A 16,750-nucleotide genomic window follows, 5' to 3' on the forward strand; every position below is an offset into this window, starting at 1 on the left:
CTCCGGAATCAGTTAAACAGTTTGTAAACCGCGCTCATGTATTTTCATGATTAAGTCGCGATGATAAGGCAAGGATAAGCCCAGCTTTTCTGTCAGGTTTCTATTCTCGCGCAACAAGCGTTCGGCGTATTTGGCGGTGTTTTGCAAAGTATCCGCTTCAACCTGAGTTTTAAATTTCATACCGTAGAGAACATATTGATAACTCGCGGCCGGAAAAATTTCTTCGACTTGGTTGAACTCATCATGAAACCAGGGCGACTGATAACTCCACAATAACAATAATTCTTTTAACCTGTCGGGTATGGAAGATGGATCGAGATTGTCGCGCCAAAAATCGGAATCGCGGCGTTGGGTCAACACATAATGCAATTTTAGAAAATCGATTATTCTGCCCCAGCGATAAAGCGTGGTTGCATTAAAACGTTTTGCCACTATGTCCATCACCTCGCGGCAAACCGGCAATTGTTCGGCAATCAGTTTTGCGGATAACTCAATCATCACAATCGCAGAGGCTTCAAGCGGCTCCATAAATCCTGCGGATAAACCCACAGCAACACAATTATTTTTCCAGAAGGTTTCGCGATGACCTGCACGAATTTTTATTTTTCGAGCCGATACAGAATCTTTTCCAATATAAGCAGCCAATTCGCGCTCTGCTTGTTCATCGCTAATATGTTGGCTTGAATAAACATGCCCTACGCCGCGCCGCGTAGGTAGGCCTATATCCCAAATCCAGCCGGCGCTTTGTGCAGTTGAAATTGTATGGGTGGCAATCGGGGAAAATTCATTTTCATAAGGCACTTGTACCGCAAGCGCTGTATCGCAAAATAAAATATCTTTGCAATCTTTAAAGGGAACTTGCATGGCGTCGCCAATTAAAAGCGCGCGAAAGCCAGTGCAATCAATAAATAAATCACCGGCAATTTCCTGATCTCCATTCAATACCAATCTATCAATATCACCTGAGTCGGTTAATTTGACTTGGGTGACGTCGGCAATGCGGTGCTGGACATTTAATTGTTTGCAGGCGTGTTGCTGTAAAAAAACGGCAAATTTTCCAGCGTCTAGATGGTAAGCATAATTAGCGACAGCTTCGAATTCTGCATGACTAATCGTTTTGGGTGCGAGGCCTTTTTGGCAAATGACACCTTGTGGACAAACCGCATCACAAAAATTTTGTTCACTGCTTTTATGCAAGTTTTGCTGCAACCAATGAGGCACCAAATTAGTGTGCGAAAAACCTTGCGGCAGCATTAGAGGATGAAAATAAGCATCACTGGCTTGGCCAGTGGTCCAGCGTGAAAATAGCGCGCCTTGTTTGAAAGCGGCATCGCACTGCCGGAAAAATTCTGTTTCGGAAACGCCAATGCGCGATAAAGTACTGCGCATGGTTGGCCAGGTTCCTTCGCCGACACCAATGGTTGGAGTGTTTGCGGATTCAATGAGCGTCACGCTAAAGCCCGAAGCTTCGCGACCTTTGTGCCGCGCTGCGATAATGCAAGCGGTTAACCAGCCGGCTGTGCCGCCACCGACGACGACGATTTTTTTTATGGGTTTCATAATGTAATTATTTTTTATTTAAACAAGTATCGTTCTAAAAACAAAAAGGGAACCAGCTCAAAGAGCTGATTCCAAAGGGGTAAGCAACAACAAAATTAAAATCTGTAACGAACGCCCAGTTTGTAACGGCTGCCATATGCCCAGGCATCTAACAACTGGTTGTCATATCGGCCATGAGTACTCATTGTCTCGTTGGTGATATTGGTCGCTTCAAAAAATACATTTAATTGTTCGGTAAATGCATAACTTCCGCTGACATCGATTTGTGTACTTGCGTTAACAAATGTAGGTTCAGCGCCGTATTCAGAAATATTTTGGCCCTGCCCGAATTGCAACAAGTATTCATCGCGCCAGTTAACAGCCACACGCAATTCAAAACCGTTACGATCATAGAAGCCAACAAAGTTCATTGAGTCGGCAAGGCCGGTCACTGCAAATCCACTTTGACTTAAATCGTTGCGGTCATAGGGTTTGTCGGTATTTACGATGGTGGCGTTGGCATTGAAACCAAAACCTGATTCACCAAATACATGTTGCCACGCAAGCTCAAGTCCATCGACGCGCGCTTTAGGACCATTCACGCGTTGGCTCACGTTATAAATGGCTTTTTGGCCGGTGCTTGGATCAATCACGTCGTTAATGGTTTGACGTTGCGTACCTTGCACGATGAAGTTGGTTACATCCTTCACAAAATAGTTACCGGCAACATAAGAGTTGTCCTGGTAATACCATTCCAACGCAAGGTCCATGTTGTCCGACAGGAAGGGTTCCAATTTCGGATTGCCGCCCGTTGCCGTTAAGGCCCCTACGCGTGGCAATGAACCTACGTTTAATACTGGAGTGAGGAAGTTAATGGATGGACGAGTGAGTGTGCGTGATGCATCAAAACGCAAATTCAATTCGTCGGTTAATTCCAGTTTTAAATCCAGGCTGGGTAACAGGAATGCATAATCGTGCGAAGTTGAAATAGATTTTGAATCAGAGAAAGTGGTTGTCAAAAGTGTGGGGTCGGCGGGGCTCAAAGTTAATTGAGTGGGTACACGACCTTGGCCTTTGGATTCTATTTCGGTTTGTTCTTCTCTAACACCTGCGTTGATATGGAAAGGTAAGCTACCTAATTCGGTATCAAATGCAATTTTCAAAAATAATGATGTTGTGGTTTCCGTAATATCTTGCACGCTACCAGGATCTAACGCCAACTCCAATTTGCCGGTGTAGTTAGTACCACAGCAATCATAGTTGTAGCCTGGAATATTTTTCGTTTGCGGATTACCTAATCCTTCAAGATAGCTGTACACATCAAACGGATTGTAGGCCAACAACTCAGGAATTAACGCATCATTACCAGAGAATCCTGGAATAAAATCTGAAGTGCTAACAAAATGTCTGGGCACTGATGTTGGAATGACCACGCCAGTGGTTCTGCCAGATGGCAAACCATAACCTGACCAGGTTTGCCAGAAATTATTGGCGAAGGTATTGCTGTTTTGCAGCGTGAAATTATCGTCAACAATCGACGCACCAAGGCTTAGCTTAAGATTATCTTGCGTCCAATTCACCGCGAATTTCGCTTGGTCAATAGTGTCAGTATTTTCCTGACGCATACGCACAATAACGTGCGAACCAATCACGCTCGGATCGCGCACAACTTTGCTTTCATTGCAAGAAGGACCAAAGGTAGACATCACCGGCAAGTGACTGCTGCTATCGCCCGTTACAGCAACGCCCATATCACAGCCCAGGGCGCCACCGTAACCCAGGTTCATACCATCGGTACTATTTTGCCCGTCGGGATTTAATTCACTTTTTGCGTGTGCTAAATCAAATGTATATGAAAGATTATCGTTAAGATCATATTTTACGTTCACGCCAATTTGATTGGTTTCGAGCAGTGAACGGTTGATGCCCGCGTTTAAATTCATTACGTCATCAAGGTTAACGAAATCAACAATGGTGCCGTTTGAATCTTGCTTAACATTACGAAACGCGTTGAAATCAAACCATACACCAAAACCATAGTTAAAAGTTTCAACTTCCTGGCGCGAATAGTTGTCGTCAATGGTTAATAATAATTGATCGTTAGGTTTCCATTGGAAAGCAATGCGTCCGTCCAGACGTTCATCGGTTGTAATATTTTGATCAGCACCAAATTGAATTTGGCTCCAGCTAACAAGTGAGCCGGGCGCATTTAATTCGCTATTCGTACAATTCGCTGTTAATTGGCAGGGGCGAACTTTTCCGCCTTGCCATCCGGAAACAAATACGTGGTTGGCTTCGGTTTCCTGTTCGGTTTGAATCAGGTTCACCAAAATACCCAGGGTGTCGTCAGCAAAAGTGTTGCTGTACAAAGCACCCAATGTTGGTTTTATTTCACCAGACTGATCTTGCGTGGAGCCAGAAGCAGATAGCGCAACTTTTTGGCCGGGATGATCAAAAGGTTTCGGATATGAAATATTAACGGTGGCACCAATCGAATTGCTGCCCATGGTTACGTCAGGTGTTTTCATGACGGAAACACCGCCAACAAAATCTGCACCTACCGTACTGAAATCAACCGAGCGGCCGCCGGATGCAGTAGAAATTCTGCGGCCATCAAATAATGTTTCGTTAAAGTCGCCACCAAAACCACGCACGGTAATACCTGTAGGTTCACCACGCGCACCGCTGCGTTGAATTGAAACACCAGGAACACGTTGCAATGATGCTGCAATGTTTGAATCGGGAAATTTACCTATATCTTCAGCGGTAATTGCGTCCACAACTCCGGAAGCATCGCGTTTAATATCCATATTGCGTTGTAAAGATTGGCGAATCCCGGTGACTATAACTTCTTCAGCAGTAGGCGCAGTTCCATTGTCCTGTGCGGCTGCATATTGCGAAGTGAACACCGAAGATATTATCGCCACTATAGCGGTTGATAACTTGGTTTTTTTTGGCATCTCTTCAGACTCCTGATTATTAGTATTTTGGATAATCATGAGCTGACCGTTGGTATCGACTACCATTTTTAAACCGGTATTACGCAATAAAATATCTATAGCGTCGTCAATAGAATAATGACCAGACAACTTGTGAGCTTGTATTTCTTTAACTTTATCGTAAGGAAATATCAGCGTCAGGTTGGCTTGTTCGGCAAAGGTAGTCAGAGCAAGATCAGCTCGTTCTCTCGGTATGTCGAAGTCATATTTTTTTGACAAAACCTCAGCGCTAGCCAAAGTTGCCGGTGAATTTAATACCAGACAACCTACGACTAAAGTGCTGAATAAGACTTTATCGACCATACGTGGTGACAGGTTTTTGCCTGCACACTTATAAGACGATAGAGATTGCTTTTTCCACCATTGCGAGTGCTTCATTTACCAGTTTATTGTTGACCGCATAAAATTATTTTTATAAAAAAGTTTCCTATGTAAAAAGTTATTCTTCGATTAGCCGAATCATTTATCCATGGTTAACAGGATTTGGTTCGCTTTATCGTATTCATATTGGATATCAAAATTATTGTGCAAGGTTGATAGCAAACTGGGGGTATCGCCAATTTTAAATACACCGGCAATACGAATTTGTTTAAGGGAGGAGTCGTGAATCACAAAAGTTTGGTCGCTGTAGCGGTTAAATTCCAACACAGCTTCATCCAGTGTTTCGCCGCGAAATACGATAGTGCCTTGTTGCCAGCTTAGTTGTGCCGTCATTTCACCATCGCTGATTTTTTCTACCTGTTGGATCACGCCAGATAAAATTGCCTTCTCGCCTTTGGAAATAAATAGGTTGGGATTATTCAGCGGCTCTTGTTCCAGTGCGACAGGATTTTCAATATGTTTGTTATCCGCAATAGCCACGCGCCCTTCGGTAACCCACAATTTCACTTTGTTCGAACTCAGTACTCGCACATCAAAAGCAGTGCCCACTGCTTGAACGACTTTGTCGTTAGCGACAACGCGTAAAGGCCGTGAGGTATCGTGAGCAACATCAACATGAATTTCACCGCGGCTGAGCAACAACAAACGCTGCTTGGGGGAATAGACAACTTTCACCTGGCTATCGGTATTCAAAATCAGCGTTGAGCCATCGTCGAGCAAAATTTTTCGCTGTTCGCCTACAGACGTTTTGTAAGCCAGTTCAGGCGTAGCTTTTTCCACGGCAAATGGCATCAACAAAAAAGCACCCAGGCAGGCAAACAAAAAAGATGCCGCCACGGCGTAGTGCATGGTGTAGGATTTTTTTCGCGGTTGTATCTGAAAAATTTCTGACAACAAAGACAGTCTGTCCATCTTGTCCCAGAGCTGGGCCAAACGCATTAATACTTTGCCGTTCTCGGCATCTTGCGCTAACCAGTGTTGTAATTCCGCTTCTTCGCTTTTGGTTAATTTTCTATCCAGACGCGCAATCCACAAACTGGCTTCGTCAAAACGTTTTTCCTGATTGGGGAAATCCACAATATTACTCACAATGAACCTCCATGACGGAATCTTCTCTGCTGGTTTCTGGCAGTGGTTCCAACTGAAAGTTCATGTAGTGGAAACATCGTTTAATCCCGAAGGCTATATGTTTTTCAACGGTGCTCTCACTGATATTTAAATCAGCGGCAATTTCTTTTTGGCTGTAACCATAAACTTTCTTCATCACAAATACGCGTCTGCATTGAATAGGCAGCTCGCGAACTGCTCTGCAAAACAATTCAAATTCTTCTTTGGAAGCGACTGTATTGAAGGTGGAATCTTCGCCCGTCTGCTCAATGAGCTCCTGGATATCGGCATGCTCGCTATCATCAAGGCTGATGGACAACCGGTTTTCCGCGCGTTTGACATGGTCCAGCGCCAGGTTTTTCACAATCCGGTACATAAACGAACGAGGGCTTTTTATAGGTTCCTCGTTGGATATTTCACAAATCCGGACGTAGGTTTCCTGAACTATGTCTTCAATTTCCTTGGGCGGTGCAATAGTAGATGCGACCTTGGCCAAACTCCGCTGGATACCCATAAACAGGGTCGAAAGATTCTCTCGGTTTGACATAGGTGACCTGTGATTATTATGTTTTGACCCAAAATACTAAGACGAATTAGCGAAAAAAATCCGCTAGTCAGTTTGAAAATAAATCCAAAAATTTAATAATTACTTAAAAATCAATAAGATAAAAATTTCGCTTAACTAAACTTAATCATCATTCTATATGATATTTAATCTGATTATCATAAGAGATACCTGAGCTGGGAAACAAGTTCCCTAACCTCAGGGGGCTGTAAATATTTCCGCTGCGTGGACAGTCAGCTCGCCACCTTTAAAGACGTCATGAGCTTTTCAGTTATGTTGTGATTAAGGTTGACGCAGAAATACCCGGGCTTGGGCAATCGCCAAGCCTGAGGATTTTTCTGTTGATGAGGAGGAATTACGCCGACGCTGCAGAAGGCGGCATTAGCGGTGCGAAGATCTTGTTAGAAAAACGCATCGCTAGTTTGGGAGAGTTTTAAAATTTGCGGCTTGATTAAGACAACAATCATTTCTGCTTTTGCTTTTCTAATTCAGCGTCAAAAGCAGCTTCTGCTTTGGTGACAAATTCCTTTAATTCATTTGGGTTAACAAACGCATTCGGGTTACCGTTTTTTTGCGCTTGGTGTTTTTCATCGTGATTAATAACAGGCGGATGGCCAATCAATAAAATATCTGCCTGGATCACCTTGGCGCGCGCAAAAGTTTTGCGGTAATCCTCAACGATGTTAGGGCTCACTTTATTATTAATTAAACGATTTCCCGCCACAGTAATACTGCTTAAGAAAAACACGCTGTGATCTTCGCCGTTAATTGTATCGCGCGTTAACCAACTGGTTGCGCCTTCGGTGTGGCCCGGTGTAAATACCGCTTGCAGACTAATACCACCTAATTTTATTTGCTCACCATCGGCGATGATGCGATCAACTTTCACAGCAGGAAATTTTGTTGCGCCGTTTTCATTATCGCCAGTATGCGCGCCTCTCTCCAAAGCTTTTACATCGTTCTTGCTCGCAAGCAATTTAGCGCCAGTAGATTTTTTTATTTGCGCAAGGCCCGCGACATGATCGTAATGTGCATGGTTTTCCAAAAGATATTTAACGTCGCTTAACTTAAAGCCCAGGCTTTTTATATTAGCCTCCACGATCTTCCCACCTTCCTCAGTAGCACCGTCGACTAATATATGGCCTTCCGGCGTGGTAATCAGGTAAACACCTATGCCTTTGGTACCCACAGAATAGATGTGATCGGTAATTTGAAAGGGCGCGTGAGGCTCGCTCCAGCTGGGGTCGTGGGCGAAGGCGCTACTTGAAACTAAAATGTTCGACACTAAAAGCGCACTTAAAATCTGAAAAGCTTTCATAAGTTTTTCCTTAATAACGACAGGCTAACAAACGGTGAGTTACTTTAACCCTGTCTATGGTGAATTGCTGAAAATATTTTTCTAAAAAAAGAATCCAAACAGGTACAAACATACGTCTAGAGAACTGCAGGCACAGCACCCGAGTAGATTTCTGTACTGCATTACAATGTCTATGCCAAAAAATTAACTCGTTGATTTGCGTGAAAATTATTTTAAGAAGTAAATCTATTGGCAGGATTATTCCGAAAACGAACTGCTAATTCCGAAATCGGACACAAACAGCGAGACAAGATGAATCAGCGCAATCAGGATCAATAAATAATAAGGCAGCTCTTTCGGGCTGCCATCACCTAACTCTAATGGATGGCCAATATGTTTAGCATGAGTCGCAACAAAATCGTCTACAGCGCCCTTACCTTGGCGGTGGCGTTCAATTCTGCCATGGCTTTTGCAGCAGAAGGTGAACGAACAGTAACCTTGCAAGAGGATATTGCTCAGGCGGAGCTCCTGCGGTTAGAAATACCCGCTGGTGATGTGGAAATCATTGGCACGGCGGGTACTGGTTTAACTGCAGTGGTTACGGTAGTTTGCCAGAAAGAAAATCAGGAAAACTGTTACAAGCTGATCAAAGAATTAGGCTGGAGCAAAAAAACTGGCACGGTCACCGAGTTGAGCTTAAGCCCGGCTGGAATTACCCGTTACGATCACATTACCCTTAAGGTGAAAATCGGCGTACCCAAAGATAAAAAATTGGACGTTAACTTGAGCGCTGGCGAACTGCGCATTAGCGACACCAGCGCCTGCCTCACTGCCGAAGTCAACGCCGGTGAGCTCAATATCAGGCTCAAGGAAAATCAATTTGCCTCGGCAGAGCTCAGCGCCAAAGTTGGCGATGCACATGTAATTTCCCCTACAGGCGAAAAAATCGAAGGTGACCGCTCGCTGTTGGTAGGTGCAAATGCAAGCTGGAAAGGCACGGGCTCTTGCCAGACCAAAGCCAGTGTTCTGGCTGGTGAAGTGCAACTTAGGCTCAATTAGTAATCAATAGGCTTGCTTTTATCTTTCGAAAAGCTACAATATCTTTCGAAACGAAACTTAAGGCAAGCCTAAATGACCAAACGTAACACTCAACAGCGTCGCCGCGCCATTATTGACCTGCTTAACGCCAGTGGCGAAGTCAGTGTTGAGGCTTTGGCGGGGCAGTTTGTGACCTCAGAAGTTACGATTCGAAAGGATCTTGCCGCTTTAGAAACCAATGGTTTGCTGTTGCGCCGTTACGGTGGCGCTGTTCCAGTTCCGCAAGAGCTCATTGCCAACCCCGCCGAAGAAAAAGTTTCAGTTCGTAAACAAGCCATTGCTAAAGCCGCTGCTGCGCTTATCCGCGACCACAACCGCATCATTCTGGATAGCGGTAGCTCCACCACCTCCGCCCTTTTGCCTGAACTTTCCAGCAAGCAAGGCTTGGTGGTGATGACCAATTCCCTCAGCATCGCCAACGCCCTGCGCGAGCTGGAAAACGAACCCACGATTCTTATGACCGGCGGCACTTGGGACCCAAAATCAGAAGGCTTCCAGGGCCAGTTGGCCGAACAAATACTGCGCTCCTATAACTTTGACCAATTCTTTATAGGTGCAGACGGACTGGATTTAACACGCGGAACAACTACCTTTAATGAGCTTTACAGCCTGAGCCGCGTTATGGCCGAAGTTGCGCGCGAAGTGATTGTGATGGCCGAGTCCGACAAAATCAGCCGCAAAATTCCCAATCTGGAATTGCCCTGGTCAGCGGTAAAAGTATTGGTGACTGACGACGGAATTAGTAGCCAAGACAAAACAAGAATTGAGCAACAAGGTGTGCAAGTAATTTGCGCAACCTTGTAGCAGGAAACCAGTAATGAATAACCTGAAAACCCTATTCCTGATCGTTTGCTTTGCATCAACGATTGCACAGGCGCAGCCAGCTTCAGGAAATTTTTCAGGTTTGGAAAATATTGTTGGGATGTGGAAATTAACTGAGCCGGCATCAGAGCAAGAGAAAAATTTTCGACTCAACTACCACTTTATTTCGCGCGACTCTGCGTTGGTAGAAGTTTACGGTGATCCAGCGCGCCAAACGACAGAAACGATTTTTCACCGCGATGGCGAAAAACTATTGGGAACACATTATTGCGCTCGCGGTAACCAGCCGCGTTTAAAAGCGAGCAAGTTAGTTGGAAATACAATCGAATTTAACTTTCAGGATATTACCAATCTGAAAGACAAAAATGATCCGCATATGGTGCGCATGAAATACACCTTTATCGACAAAGATCATTTTAAGAAAGAAGAAGTTTATTGGATGGCAGGTAAAGAAGAATCCTCCACCATGTCATTAATACGCGTTAACTAATTTTATTTATCCTGACAAAAAGGAACTCAATTATGTGTGGAATTGTAGGCGCAGTTGCGCAGCGTGATGTAGTAGAAATTTTGGTAGAAGGCCTGCGTCGCCTTGAATACCGTGGTTATGATTCTGCGGGTGTTGCCGTTATTAGCAATGGCGGTGAATTGCAACGCTTGCGTCGTCTCGGCAAAGTAAAAGAATTGTCAGATGCAGTAAAAGCAGAACCAACACCAGGCGGCACTGGCATAGCACATACACGCTGGGCAACTCACGGCGAGCCAAGCGAGCGCAACGCGCATCCACACGTTTCCAATGAACACATCGCGGTAGTGCACAACGGCATTATCGAAAACCATGCAAACCTGCGTCGCCTTTTGCAAGAAGAAGGTTATGTATTTACGTCAGATACAGACACAGAAGTTATCGCGCACTTGGTAGAAAAAGAATTAAAAGCAACCGGCAATTTATTAGCAGCCGTACAAAAATCTGTTAAAAATTTACACGGTGCTTACGGCACAGTGTTGATGGATAAAAACGATTCATCGCGTTTAGTGGTTGCCCGTTCTGGGTCACCACTCGTAATTGGTTTGGGTATTGGCGAAAACTTTATCGCATCAGATCAACTTGCATTGTTGCCAGTAACGCGCCGCTTTATCTTTTTGGAAGAAGGCGATGTTGCAGAAATCACTCGCCAAACGATTAAAATTTTCGACAAAGATGGCAAAGCCGTTGAGCGTCAAATCCACGAATCAACCGCAAGTTACGACGCTGGTGACAAAGGCCAATATCGCCACTTCATGCTTAAAGAAATTTACGAACAACCTAACGCTGTGTTGAACACATTGGAAGGTCGTTTGAGCAATGAATCCGTAATGGATGAAACTTTCGGCAACGGCGCTGCTGAATTATTCAAAAAAGTAAAACACATTCAAATCGTGGCTTGCGGCACCAGCTACCATTCAGCAATGGTTGCGCGTTACTGGTTGGAATCTCTCGCGGGTATTTCATGTAACGTAGAAATCGCCAGCGAATTCCGCTACAGAAAATCATTCGTGCAACCTAACAGCATGGTAGTCACCATCAGCCAATCTGGTGAAACGGCAGATACTTTAGCCGCATTGCGTTTGGCAAAAGAACTCGGCTACTTGGGAAGCCTTTCTATTTGTAACGTTGCAGGTTCGTCATTAGTGCGCGAATCAGATCTCGCATTTATGACACGCGCCGGTGCAGAAATTGGTGTGGCATCAACCAAAGCATTTACCACGCAATTAGTGGGCTTGGCGATGTTGGTTTTAGCCATTGGTAAATATAATGGCTTAAGTGCAGAGCAACAAAAAGACATGGTTGCCGCACTTAAAAACTTGCCTGCGAAATTAGAAGAATCTTTGAAGCTTGCAGAAGGCATTGAAGCGCTCGCTGAAGAATTTGCAGACAAACACCATGCACTTTTCTTGGGCCGTGGCGATCAATACCCAATCGCAATGGAAGGTGCATTGAAGTTAAAAGAAATTTCTTACATCCACGCAGAAGCATACGCAGCGGGCGAATTAAAACACGGCCCACTCGCATTGATCGACGCAGAAATGCCCATCATCGTAGTTGCACCAAATAACGACTTGTTGGAAAAATTAAAATCCAACGTAGAAGAAGTTCGCGCACGCGGCGGTATCTTGTATGTGTTTGCCGATGTAGACGCACAATTCGAATCCGACGAAACCATGCGCGTTATCAACGTGCCGCATATTCACCCATGGTTAGCGCCAATTCTCTACACCTTGCCGTTGCAGTTGTTGAGTTACTACGTGGCAATTATTAAGGGCACAGATGTGGATCAGCCTCGTAATTTGGCAAAATCGGTTACTGTGGAATAATTTTCAGCCTAGTGAAAATGAAAAAAAGACCCTTTGTTAATTTAGCAACGGGTCTTTTTCATATGTGTCTAATAATAACTTACTCATTAGAAGGATTAAAAAATGAAATTAATTGCAGCATTAGGCATTTTATTATTATCACTCACCCAGTCTGTTCTCGCAGATGAAATGTCACCCTATACGGGAAATTGGACGGTGAGCGTAGATAAGACTCTGGAAAACTCCAAAAACAGCCCTAAATATAAAAAGGAACAAGAAGAGGACTTTAAACAAGCACTCACGAGCATGATGAATGCTATGAGGTTAGAAGTAACAACAAATAAAGTAATTTTCCATCTGGGTGAAAGTAAAGAGATAATTCCTCTCGGTACAATAACGGCTACTCCGCCTTCAGTCGTTGCAAAAATAAGTGCTGATAATAAAGAGGCGACTCTGACTTTCACGCCATATCAAAAAAATTATATAAATGTTAAATCGAGCGTTTCACACGATCTGGATTATATTATTTGGGAAAAAACGACCAAGGCCAGTGACACCAAAAAGCTGGATGTGATCACTAACGCAATTCAAGATTCAGCCGCAGCTAACAAAAAGGCGGAAGCGAAATAAATATTGTCGCGTAAATGAGCTAGCTCGCGTTGAACGCTTAAATAATTAAGGCTATAAATCCCATCGGACAAATGCTCATATAATTGTTAAAGAAAGTTGTGCATATTAGTTGCGCATATTAAAGGAACATTGAGATCCATTACCGAAGTGCCCACGTACTGGTGTAAATAGTATGTGGGCATTTTCAGTTTTGCTCAGCGGTAAAAAGCCGCGGCTTCCTTTAATAGGTGTAATCAATGCTTAAACATTTTCCTTTGCCTTGCGTTATTGTTGATATAGAAACAACGGGCGGCAATGTTACTTATGATCGTATTACCGAAATCGGTATTATCGAAGTCACCGAAAACGGCATTACGGAATGGTCAACACTCATTAATCCCAGGACGAAAGTTCCCGAGACTATCCAGCGTCTCACTGGCATCACCAATGCTATGGTTGAATCAGCGCCTTACTTTGAACAAGTTGCCAAAGAAATCATTTTAAAATTACAAGGAAAGTTATTTATAGCCCATAACGTGCGTTTTGATTATGGATTTATCCGCAATGAATTTGCGCGTTTGGCCTACACCTATAAAGCAAAACTAATGTGCACCGTAAAACTTTCGCGTTTTCTTTACAGCGAGTGCGACGGCCACAGTCTTGAGAAAATTATCAAGCGCCACCAAATTTTCGTGAGTGACCGACATCGCGCATTGGCAGATGCCCAAGCAACCTACACCTTTATGCGAATTGCTGAAGACGAACATGGCGAAGACAAAATCAAATCGGCTATTGCGCACCAATACCGTAAAGAAAGTATTCCCGCAGGCTTCGATGCAACCTTGATTGATGAATTACCCAATTCACCGGGCGTGTATTATTTTTGGGGCGAAAACAAAGAGCTTTTGTATATTGGTAAAAGCATCAATATTCGTAAGCGGGTTCTGTCGCATTTTACGTCCGATCATAAATCATCAAAGGAAATGAAAATTTGCCAACAAACACGTCATGTCACTTTTGATAAAACCGCTGGTGAATTAACCGCGCTAATTCTCGAATCCAAAAAAGTAAAAGAGTTAAACCCAATTTATAATCGCAGGCTGCGCAGGGTTAGCAAATTTTATAGCGTTCATTTGGAAGAAAATGCGGAAGGGCTTTTAAAGCCACACATATTCTCGGTATCAGAAATACCCGCAGGGCGAAAAAAACTCTACGGCTTATTCCCCTCCAATAAAAAAGCCCGCGACAGTTTGGAGTTAATCAGCAACGAACATAAACTTTGTTACCAAGTGATTGGCCTTGAACAAACTGCCAAGCGAGCATGCACAAGTCACCAACTAAAAAAATGCGAAGGTTACTGTGTGGGCAAACAATCTGCCGTGGTCCATAACCTTAAACTCTTGCAAGGCTTATCAACACTAGCGCTTAAAACCTGGCCCTACCAAGGCCCAATAGCGCTTATCGAGCAATGCAAACACGACGAAAGAGAGGTACACCTACTGGTAGATAACTGGTGCATTTTGGGTGCGGCAGACTCAGTAGCGGACTACAGCGAAATATTAAATAAAACATCCGCGCCAGAAATCGACAGGGATATTTATAAATATCTTGTGAAAGCGATTTACAGCAAAAGTATGTCGATAAAGCTGCAACCCTTATTTAAATGACATAGCTCTCAAATCTTATCCGTGTATCCTCATCTAAATGCTAAATTGGATTTAATTCTTGAATACTTATAGAAAAACCAACACTATCATTTAACCAAGGTTGCCCGGCGTTTTTAAGGTCTGTCGCACGGGTAGCCAAATCATTACTTGTATAATTGCGCCGATTGATCGCTTTTGGCACCAAATTAATTAGCCATGTGCGCATGGCCCTCAAGATTTCATAAACGGAACTCCAAGTTGTTAAACAAATATTTAACCAACCGCAAGATGCGGGGTGAAGCGTGACTGAACATGATCTGCGTTGGCTGCAACGATTCACATCAGCTTTAGGCTTATGCACATTAATAGCCGGTGTTATTTCATTCAGTGGTTGGGCCCTGGATATCCCACGCCTTACAGACTGGCTGAATGACGGTATTTCAATTCAACCCAATACAACTGTATTGATCGCGCTAGCTGGTGCCGCAGTATTGTTACTGCAATATGAATATTTTAAGTCCACCATTTTACTGGGCGGATTTGTTGCCTTTATTGGAGCACTCAATTTGCTGCAATACATGGTTGACGCAGATTTTGGTTTTAATCATCAGCTGCTCTTTGGTCGCGAATGGGGTCGCGCCGCTACCATGGCACCAGGCCGCTTTGGCCCACCGGCATCAATATCGTTTGTCATCATTGGCATCTCACTAGCGTTATTGGGAGCGCGTAAAAATAATTTGTGTCGGCTCGTTCCTGGTCTCGCTCTTTTTGTCGTGCTGCTTATGATGTTCTCGCTTTTAGGTTACATGTTTGGCGCGCGCAATTTTTACGCTATACCCTGGCTCTCAGCTATTTCCCTACCGAGCGCGGCAATGCTAATGACGCTAGCAGTGAGTTTGATCATGAGCGCCCCGCAACACCAGCCAATGCTTTTATTAATCGAACGCTCAAGCGCCGGTGCAATGGCAAGAAAAGTTCTGCCGATTTTGATTCTTATGATTCCGCTGCTCATTTGGCTTCGAGTCAAAGGATACGAGCTCGGTTTATTTGATCTTGGCACGAGCCGGGCCTTAGGCGCAGCGGCCTTGATGTGCGGTTCAGTCTTATTAATGTGGAAGGCATTACAAGATTTGCGCCGTCAGGAACAACGCGAACGTGAAGCAGATAAACGTAAAGACGAATTCATCGCAACCTTGGCTCATGAGTTGCGCAACCCTCTCGCTCCCATTGGCAACGCCGCGTCAATGTTAAAATTTGCACAAAGCAAACCAGAAGTATTGGGACAGGCAACCAACATTATTGAGCGACAGCTTTCACACCTCGTGCGACTCGTGGATGAATTGCTCGACGTGAGCCGCATAAGCCAGGGAAAAATTGAACTGAGCCGTGAGCGCATCGAGTTGTCGTCAGTGGTTCAACAATCGCTCGAAATTTGTAAACCATTAGCAGAAGCGGCAAGCCACAAAATTACCGTTAATCTGCCTAGCCAACCCATTTATTTAAATGCTGATCCGGTTCGGTTATCCCAAGTGCTAAGCAACTTGCTCGTCAACGCCTGCAAGTTCACCAACAAAAATGGCCACATAAGTTTGGATGTTCACACCAATAATCGCAGCCTGACAATAACCGTAGAAGACAACGGTATCGGCATTCCTCCCACGATGCTTAAAACTATTTTCGAAATATTTTCGCAAGTCGACCAATCCCTGGAGCGATCACGAAGTGGCTTGGGCATTGGTCTTACCTTAACCAAGCGTTTGGTTGAACTCCACGGCGGCAACATTGAAGCCTTTAGTGAAGGGTTAGGTAAAGGCAGTGAGTTTATCGTGCGTTTGCCAATTGTTATTGATGAAGCACCAACACTTGCAGCATCAAAAAACGTAGAAAAACCCACGGCAAAAAAACGCATTCTCATTGCCGATGATAATGTCGATAGCGCAAACACCCTGGCGGAATTTTTAAGGTTAATGGGTAATGAAATTTTTGTAGTGCATGATGGAGAACAAGCCGTTGTTGTGGCAAATGCGCAACGCCCGGATGCCATCTTGCTAGACATAGGCATGCCTAATTTAAATGGCTTTGAAACCTGCCAACAAATTCGCAAACATCCATGGGCAGAAAATATTTTAATTATTGCGCTAACCGGTTGGGGCCAAGATGAAGACAGACGTAAATCTGCACAAGCAGGATTTAACGAGCATTTCGTAAAACCTGTTGACCTTACCAAGTTGATGGAATTGTTAGCGACACCCGTCGCAACAAAAGATTGATAGCTGTAAGCAGCAGATGGTTTGTTAAATAAAAACATATACAAACAACCGCCGTTGCTGATGTTAAAAACAACGCGGTTATT

12 protein-coding genes are annotated in these 16,750 nt (G+C 44.1%); 7 read left to right on the forward strand and 5 right to left on the reverse strand.

The window, feature by feature from the left end; genetic code table 11:
* Positions 1-12: 12 nt before the first annotated feature.
* The 5 genes from IE104_RS16025 to bla form a co-directional block, all read right to left on the reverse strand.
* A complete protein-coding gene (locus tag IE104_RS16025; RefSeq protein WP_189420360.1) occupies positions 13-1,560 on the reverse strand; it encodes a tryptophan halogenase family protein in 1,548 nt (515 codons plus the stop codon).
* A 95-nt stretch (positions 1,561-1,655) separates the two neighbouring features.
* Positions 1,656-4,916, reverse strand: a complete 3,261-nt coding sequence (locus IE104_RS16030; protein WP_229838015.1) for a TonB-dependent receptor — start codon at positions 4,914-4,916, stop codon at positions 1,656-1,658.
* A gap of 81 nt (positions 4,917-4,997) precedes the next feature.
* On the reverse strand, positions 4,998-6,008 hold the full coding sequence (locus IE104_RS16035; protein ID WP_189420362.1) for a FecR family protein: 1,011 nt from the start codon (positions 6,006-6,008) through the stop codon (positions 4,998-5,000).
* The gene (locus IE104_RS16040) at positions 6,001-6,573 is read right to left on the reverse strand and encodes an RNA polymerase sigma factor (RefSeq protein ID WP_229838017.1); all 573 of its coding nucleotides are present in this window, start codon (positions 6,571-6,573) and stop codon (positions 6,001-6,003) included. The genes IE104_RS16035 and IE104_RS16040 overlap by 8 nt, the downstream gene beginning before the upstream one ends.
* A 481-nt stretch (positions 6,574-7,054) precedes the next feature.
* On the reverse strand, positions 7,055-7,909 hold the full coding sequence (bla, locus tag IE104_RS16045; protein ID WP_189420364.1) for a subclass B3 metallo-beta-lactamase: 855 nt from the start codon (positions 7,907-7,909) through the stop codon (positions 7,055-7,057).
* Positions 7,910-8,281: 372 nt separating this feature from the next.
* Between bla and IE104_RS16050 the strand changes: the two genes are divergently transcribed.
* From IE104_RS16050 to IE104_RS16080, 7 genes are all read left to right on the forward strand, one after another.
* A complete protein-coding gene (locus tag IE104_RS16050) occupies positions 8,282-8,947 on the forward strand; it encodes a DUF4097 family beta strand repeat-containing protein (protein WP_189420366.1) in 666 nt (221 codons plus the stop codon).
* Between the two features lie 72 nt (positions 8,948-9,019).
* Positions 9,020-9,790, forward strand: coding sequence for a DeoR/GlpR family DNA-binding transcription regulator (locus IE104_RS16055; RefSeq protein WP_189420368.1), 771 nt, complete (start codon positions 9,020-9,022; stop codon positions 9,788-9,790).
* A 13-nt stretch (positions 9,791-9,803) separates the two neighbouring features.
* Positions 9,804-10,298, forward strand: a complete 495-nt coding sequence (locus IE104_RS16060) for a hypothetical protein (RefSeq protein WP_189420369.1) — start codon at positions 9,804-9,806, stop codon at positions 10,296-10,298.
* A 32-nt stretch (positions 10,299-10,330) separates the two neighbouring features.
* The gene (glmS, locus tag IE104_RS16065; RefSeq protein ID WP_189420371.1) at positions 10,331-12,163 is read left to right on the forward strand and encodes a glutamine--fructose-6-phosphate transaminase (isomerizing); all 1,833 of its coding nucleotides are present in this window, start codon (positions 10,331-10,333) and stop codon (positions 12,161-12,163) included.
* A gap of 102 nt (positions 12,164-12,265) precedes the next feature.
* Positions 12,266-12,772: a hypothetical protein gene (locus tag IE104_RS16070; protein WP_189420373.1), complete on the forward strand. Its 507-nt coding sequence runs from the start codon at positions 12,266-12,268 to the stop codon at positions 12,770-12,772.
* A 236-nt stretch (positions 12,773-13,008) separates the two neighbouring features.
* The gene (locus IE104_RS16075; protein ID WP_189420375.1) at positions 13,009-14,418 is read left to right on the forward strand and encodes an exonuclease domain-containing protein; all 1,410 of its coding nucleotides are present in this window, start codon (positions 13,009-13,011) and stop codon (positions 14,416-14,418) included.
* Positions 14,419-14,699: 281 nt separating this feature from the next.
* Positions 14,700-16,667 carry a hybrid sensor histidine kinase/response regulator gene (locus tag IE104_RS16080; protein ID WP_189420378.1) on the forward strand — a complete coding sequence of 656 codons (1,968 nt, stop codon included), beginning with the start codon at positions 14,700-14,702 and terminating at the stop codon, positions 16,665-16,667.
* Positions 16,668-16,750 lie beyond the last annotated feature (83 nt).

The sequence above is a fragment of the Cellvibrio zantedeschiae genome, from assembly GCF_014652535.1.
Classification (GTDB): Bacteria; Pseudomonadota; Gammaproteobacteria; order Pseudomonadales; family Cellvibrionaceae; genus Cellvibrio; species Cellvibrio zantedeschiae.

Excerpts from the sequence above, each read along its gene's own strand:
- IE104_RS16040 (WP_229838017.1), bottom strand. The coding sequence starts at position 6,573 with ATGTCAAACCGAGAGAATCTTTCGACCCTGTTTATGGGTATCCAGCGG.
- IE104_RS16055 (WP_189420368.1), top strand. The coding sequence starts at position 9,020 with ATGACCAAACGTAACACTCAACAGCGTCGCCGCGCCATTATTGACCTG.
- glmS (WP_189420371.1), top strand. The coding sequence starts at position 10,331 with ATGTGTGGAATTGTAGGCGCAGTTGCGCAGCGTGATGTAGTAGAAATT.
- IE104_RS16075 (WP_189420375.1), top strand. The coding sequence starts at position 13,009 with ATGCTTAAACATTTTCCTTTGCCTTGCGTTATTGTTGATATAGAAACA.
- IE104_RS16070 (WP_189420373.1), top strand. The coding sequence starts at position 12,266 with ATGAAATTAATTGCAGCATTAGGCATTTTATTATTATCACTCACCCAG.
- IE104_RS16060 (WP_189420369.1), top strand. The coding sequence starts at position 9,804 with ATGAATAACCTGAAAACCCTATTCCTGATCGTTTGCTTTGCATCAACG.
- IE104_RS16025 (WP_189420360.1), bottom strand. The coding sequence starts at position 1,560 with ATGAAACCCATAAAAAAAATCGTCGTCGTCGGTGGCGGCACAGCCGGC.
- IE104_RS16050 (WP_189420366.1), top strand. The coding sequence starts at position 8,282 with ATGTTTAGCATGAGTCGCAACAAAATCGTCTACAGCGCCCTTACCTTG.
- bla (WP_189420364.1), bottom strand. The coding sequence starts at position 7,909 with ATGAAAGCTTTTCAGATTTTAAGTGCGCTTTTAGTGTCGAACATTTTA.
- IE104_RS16030 (WP_229838015.1), bottom strand. The coding sequence starts at position 4,916 with ATGAAGCACTCGCAATGGTGGAAAAAGCAATCTCTATCGTCTTATAAG.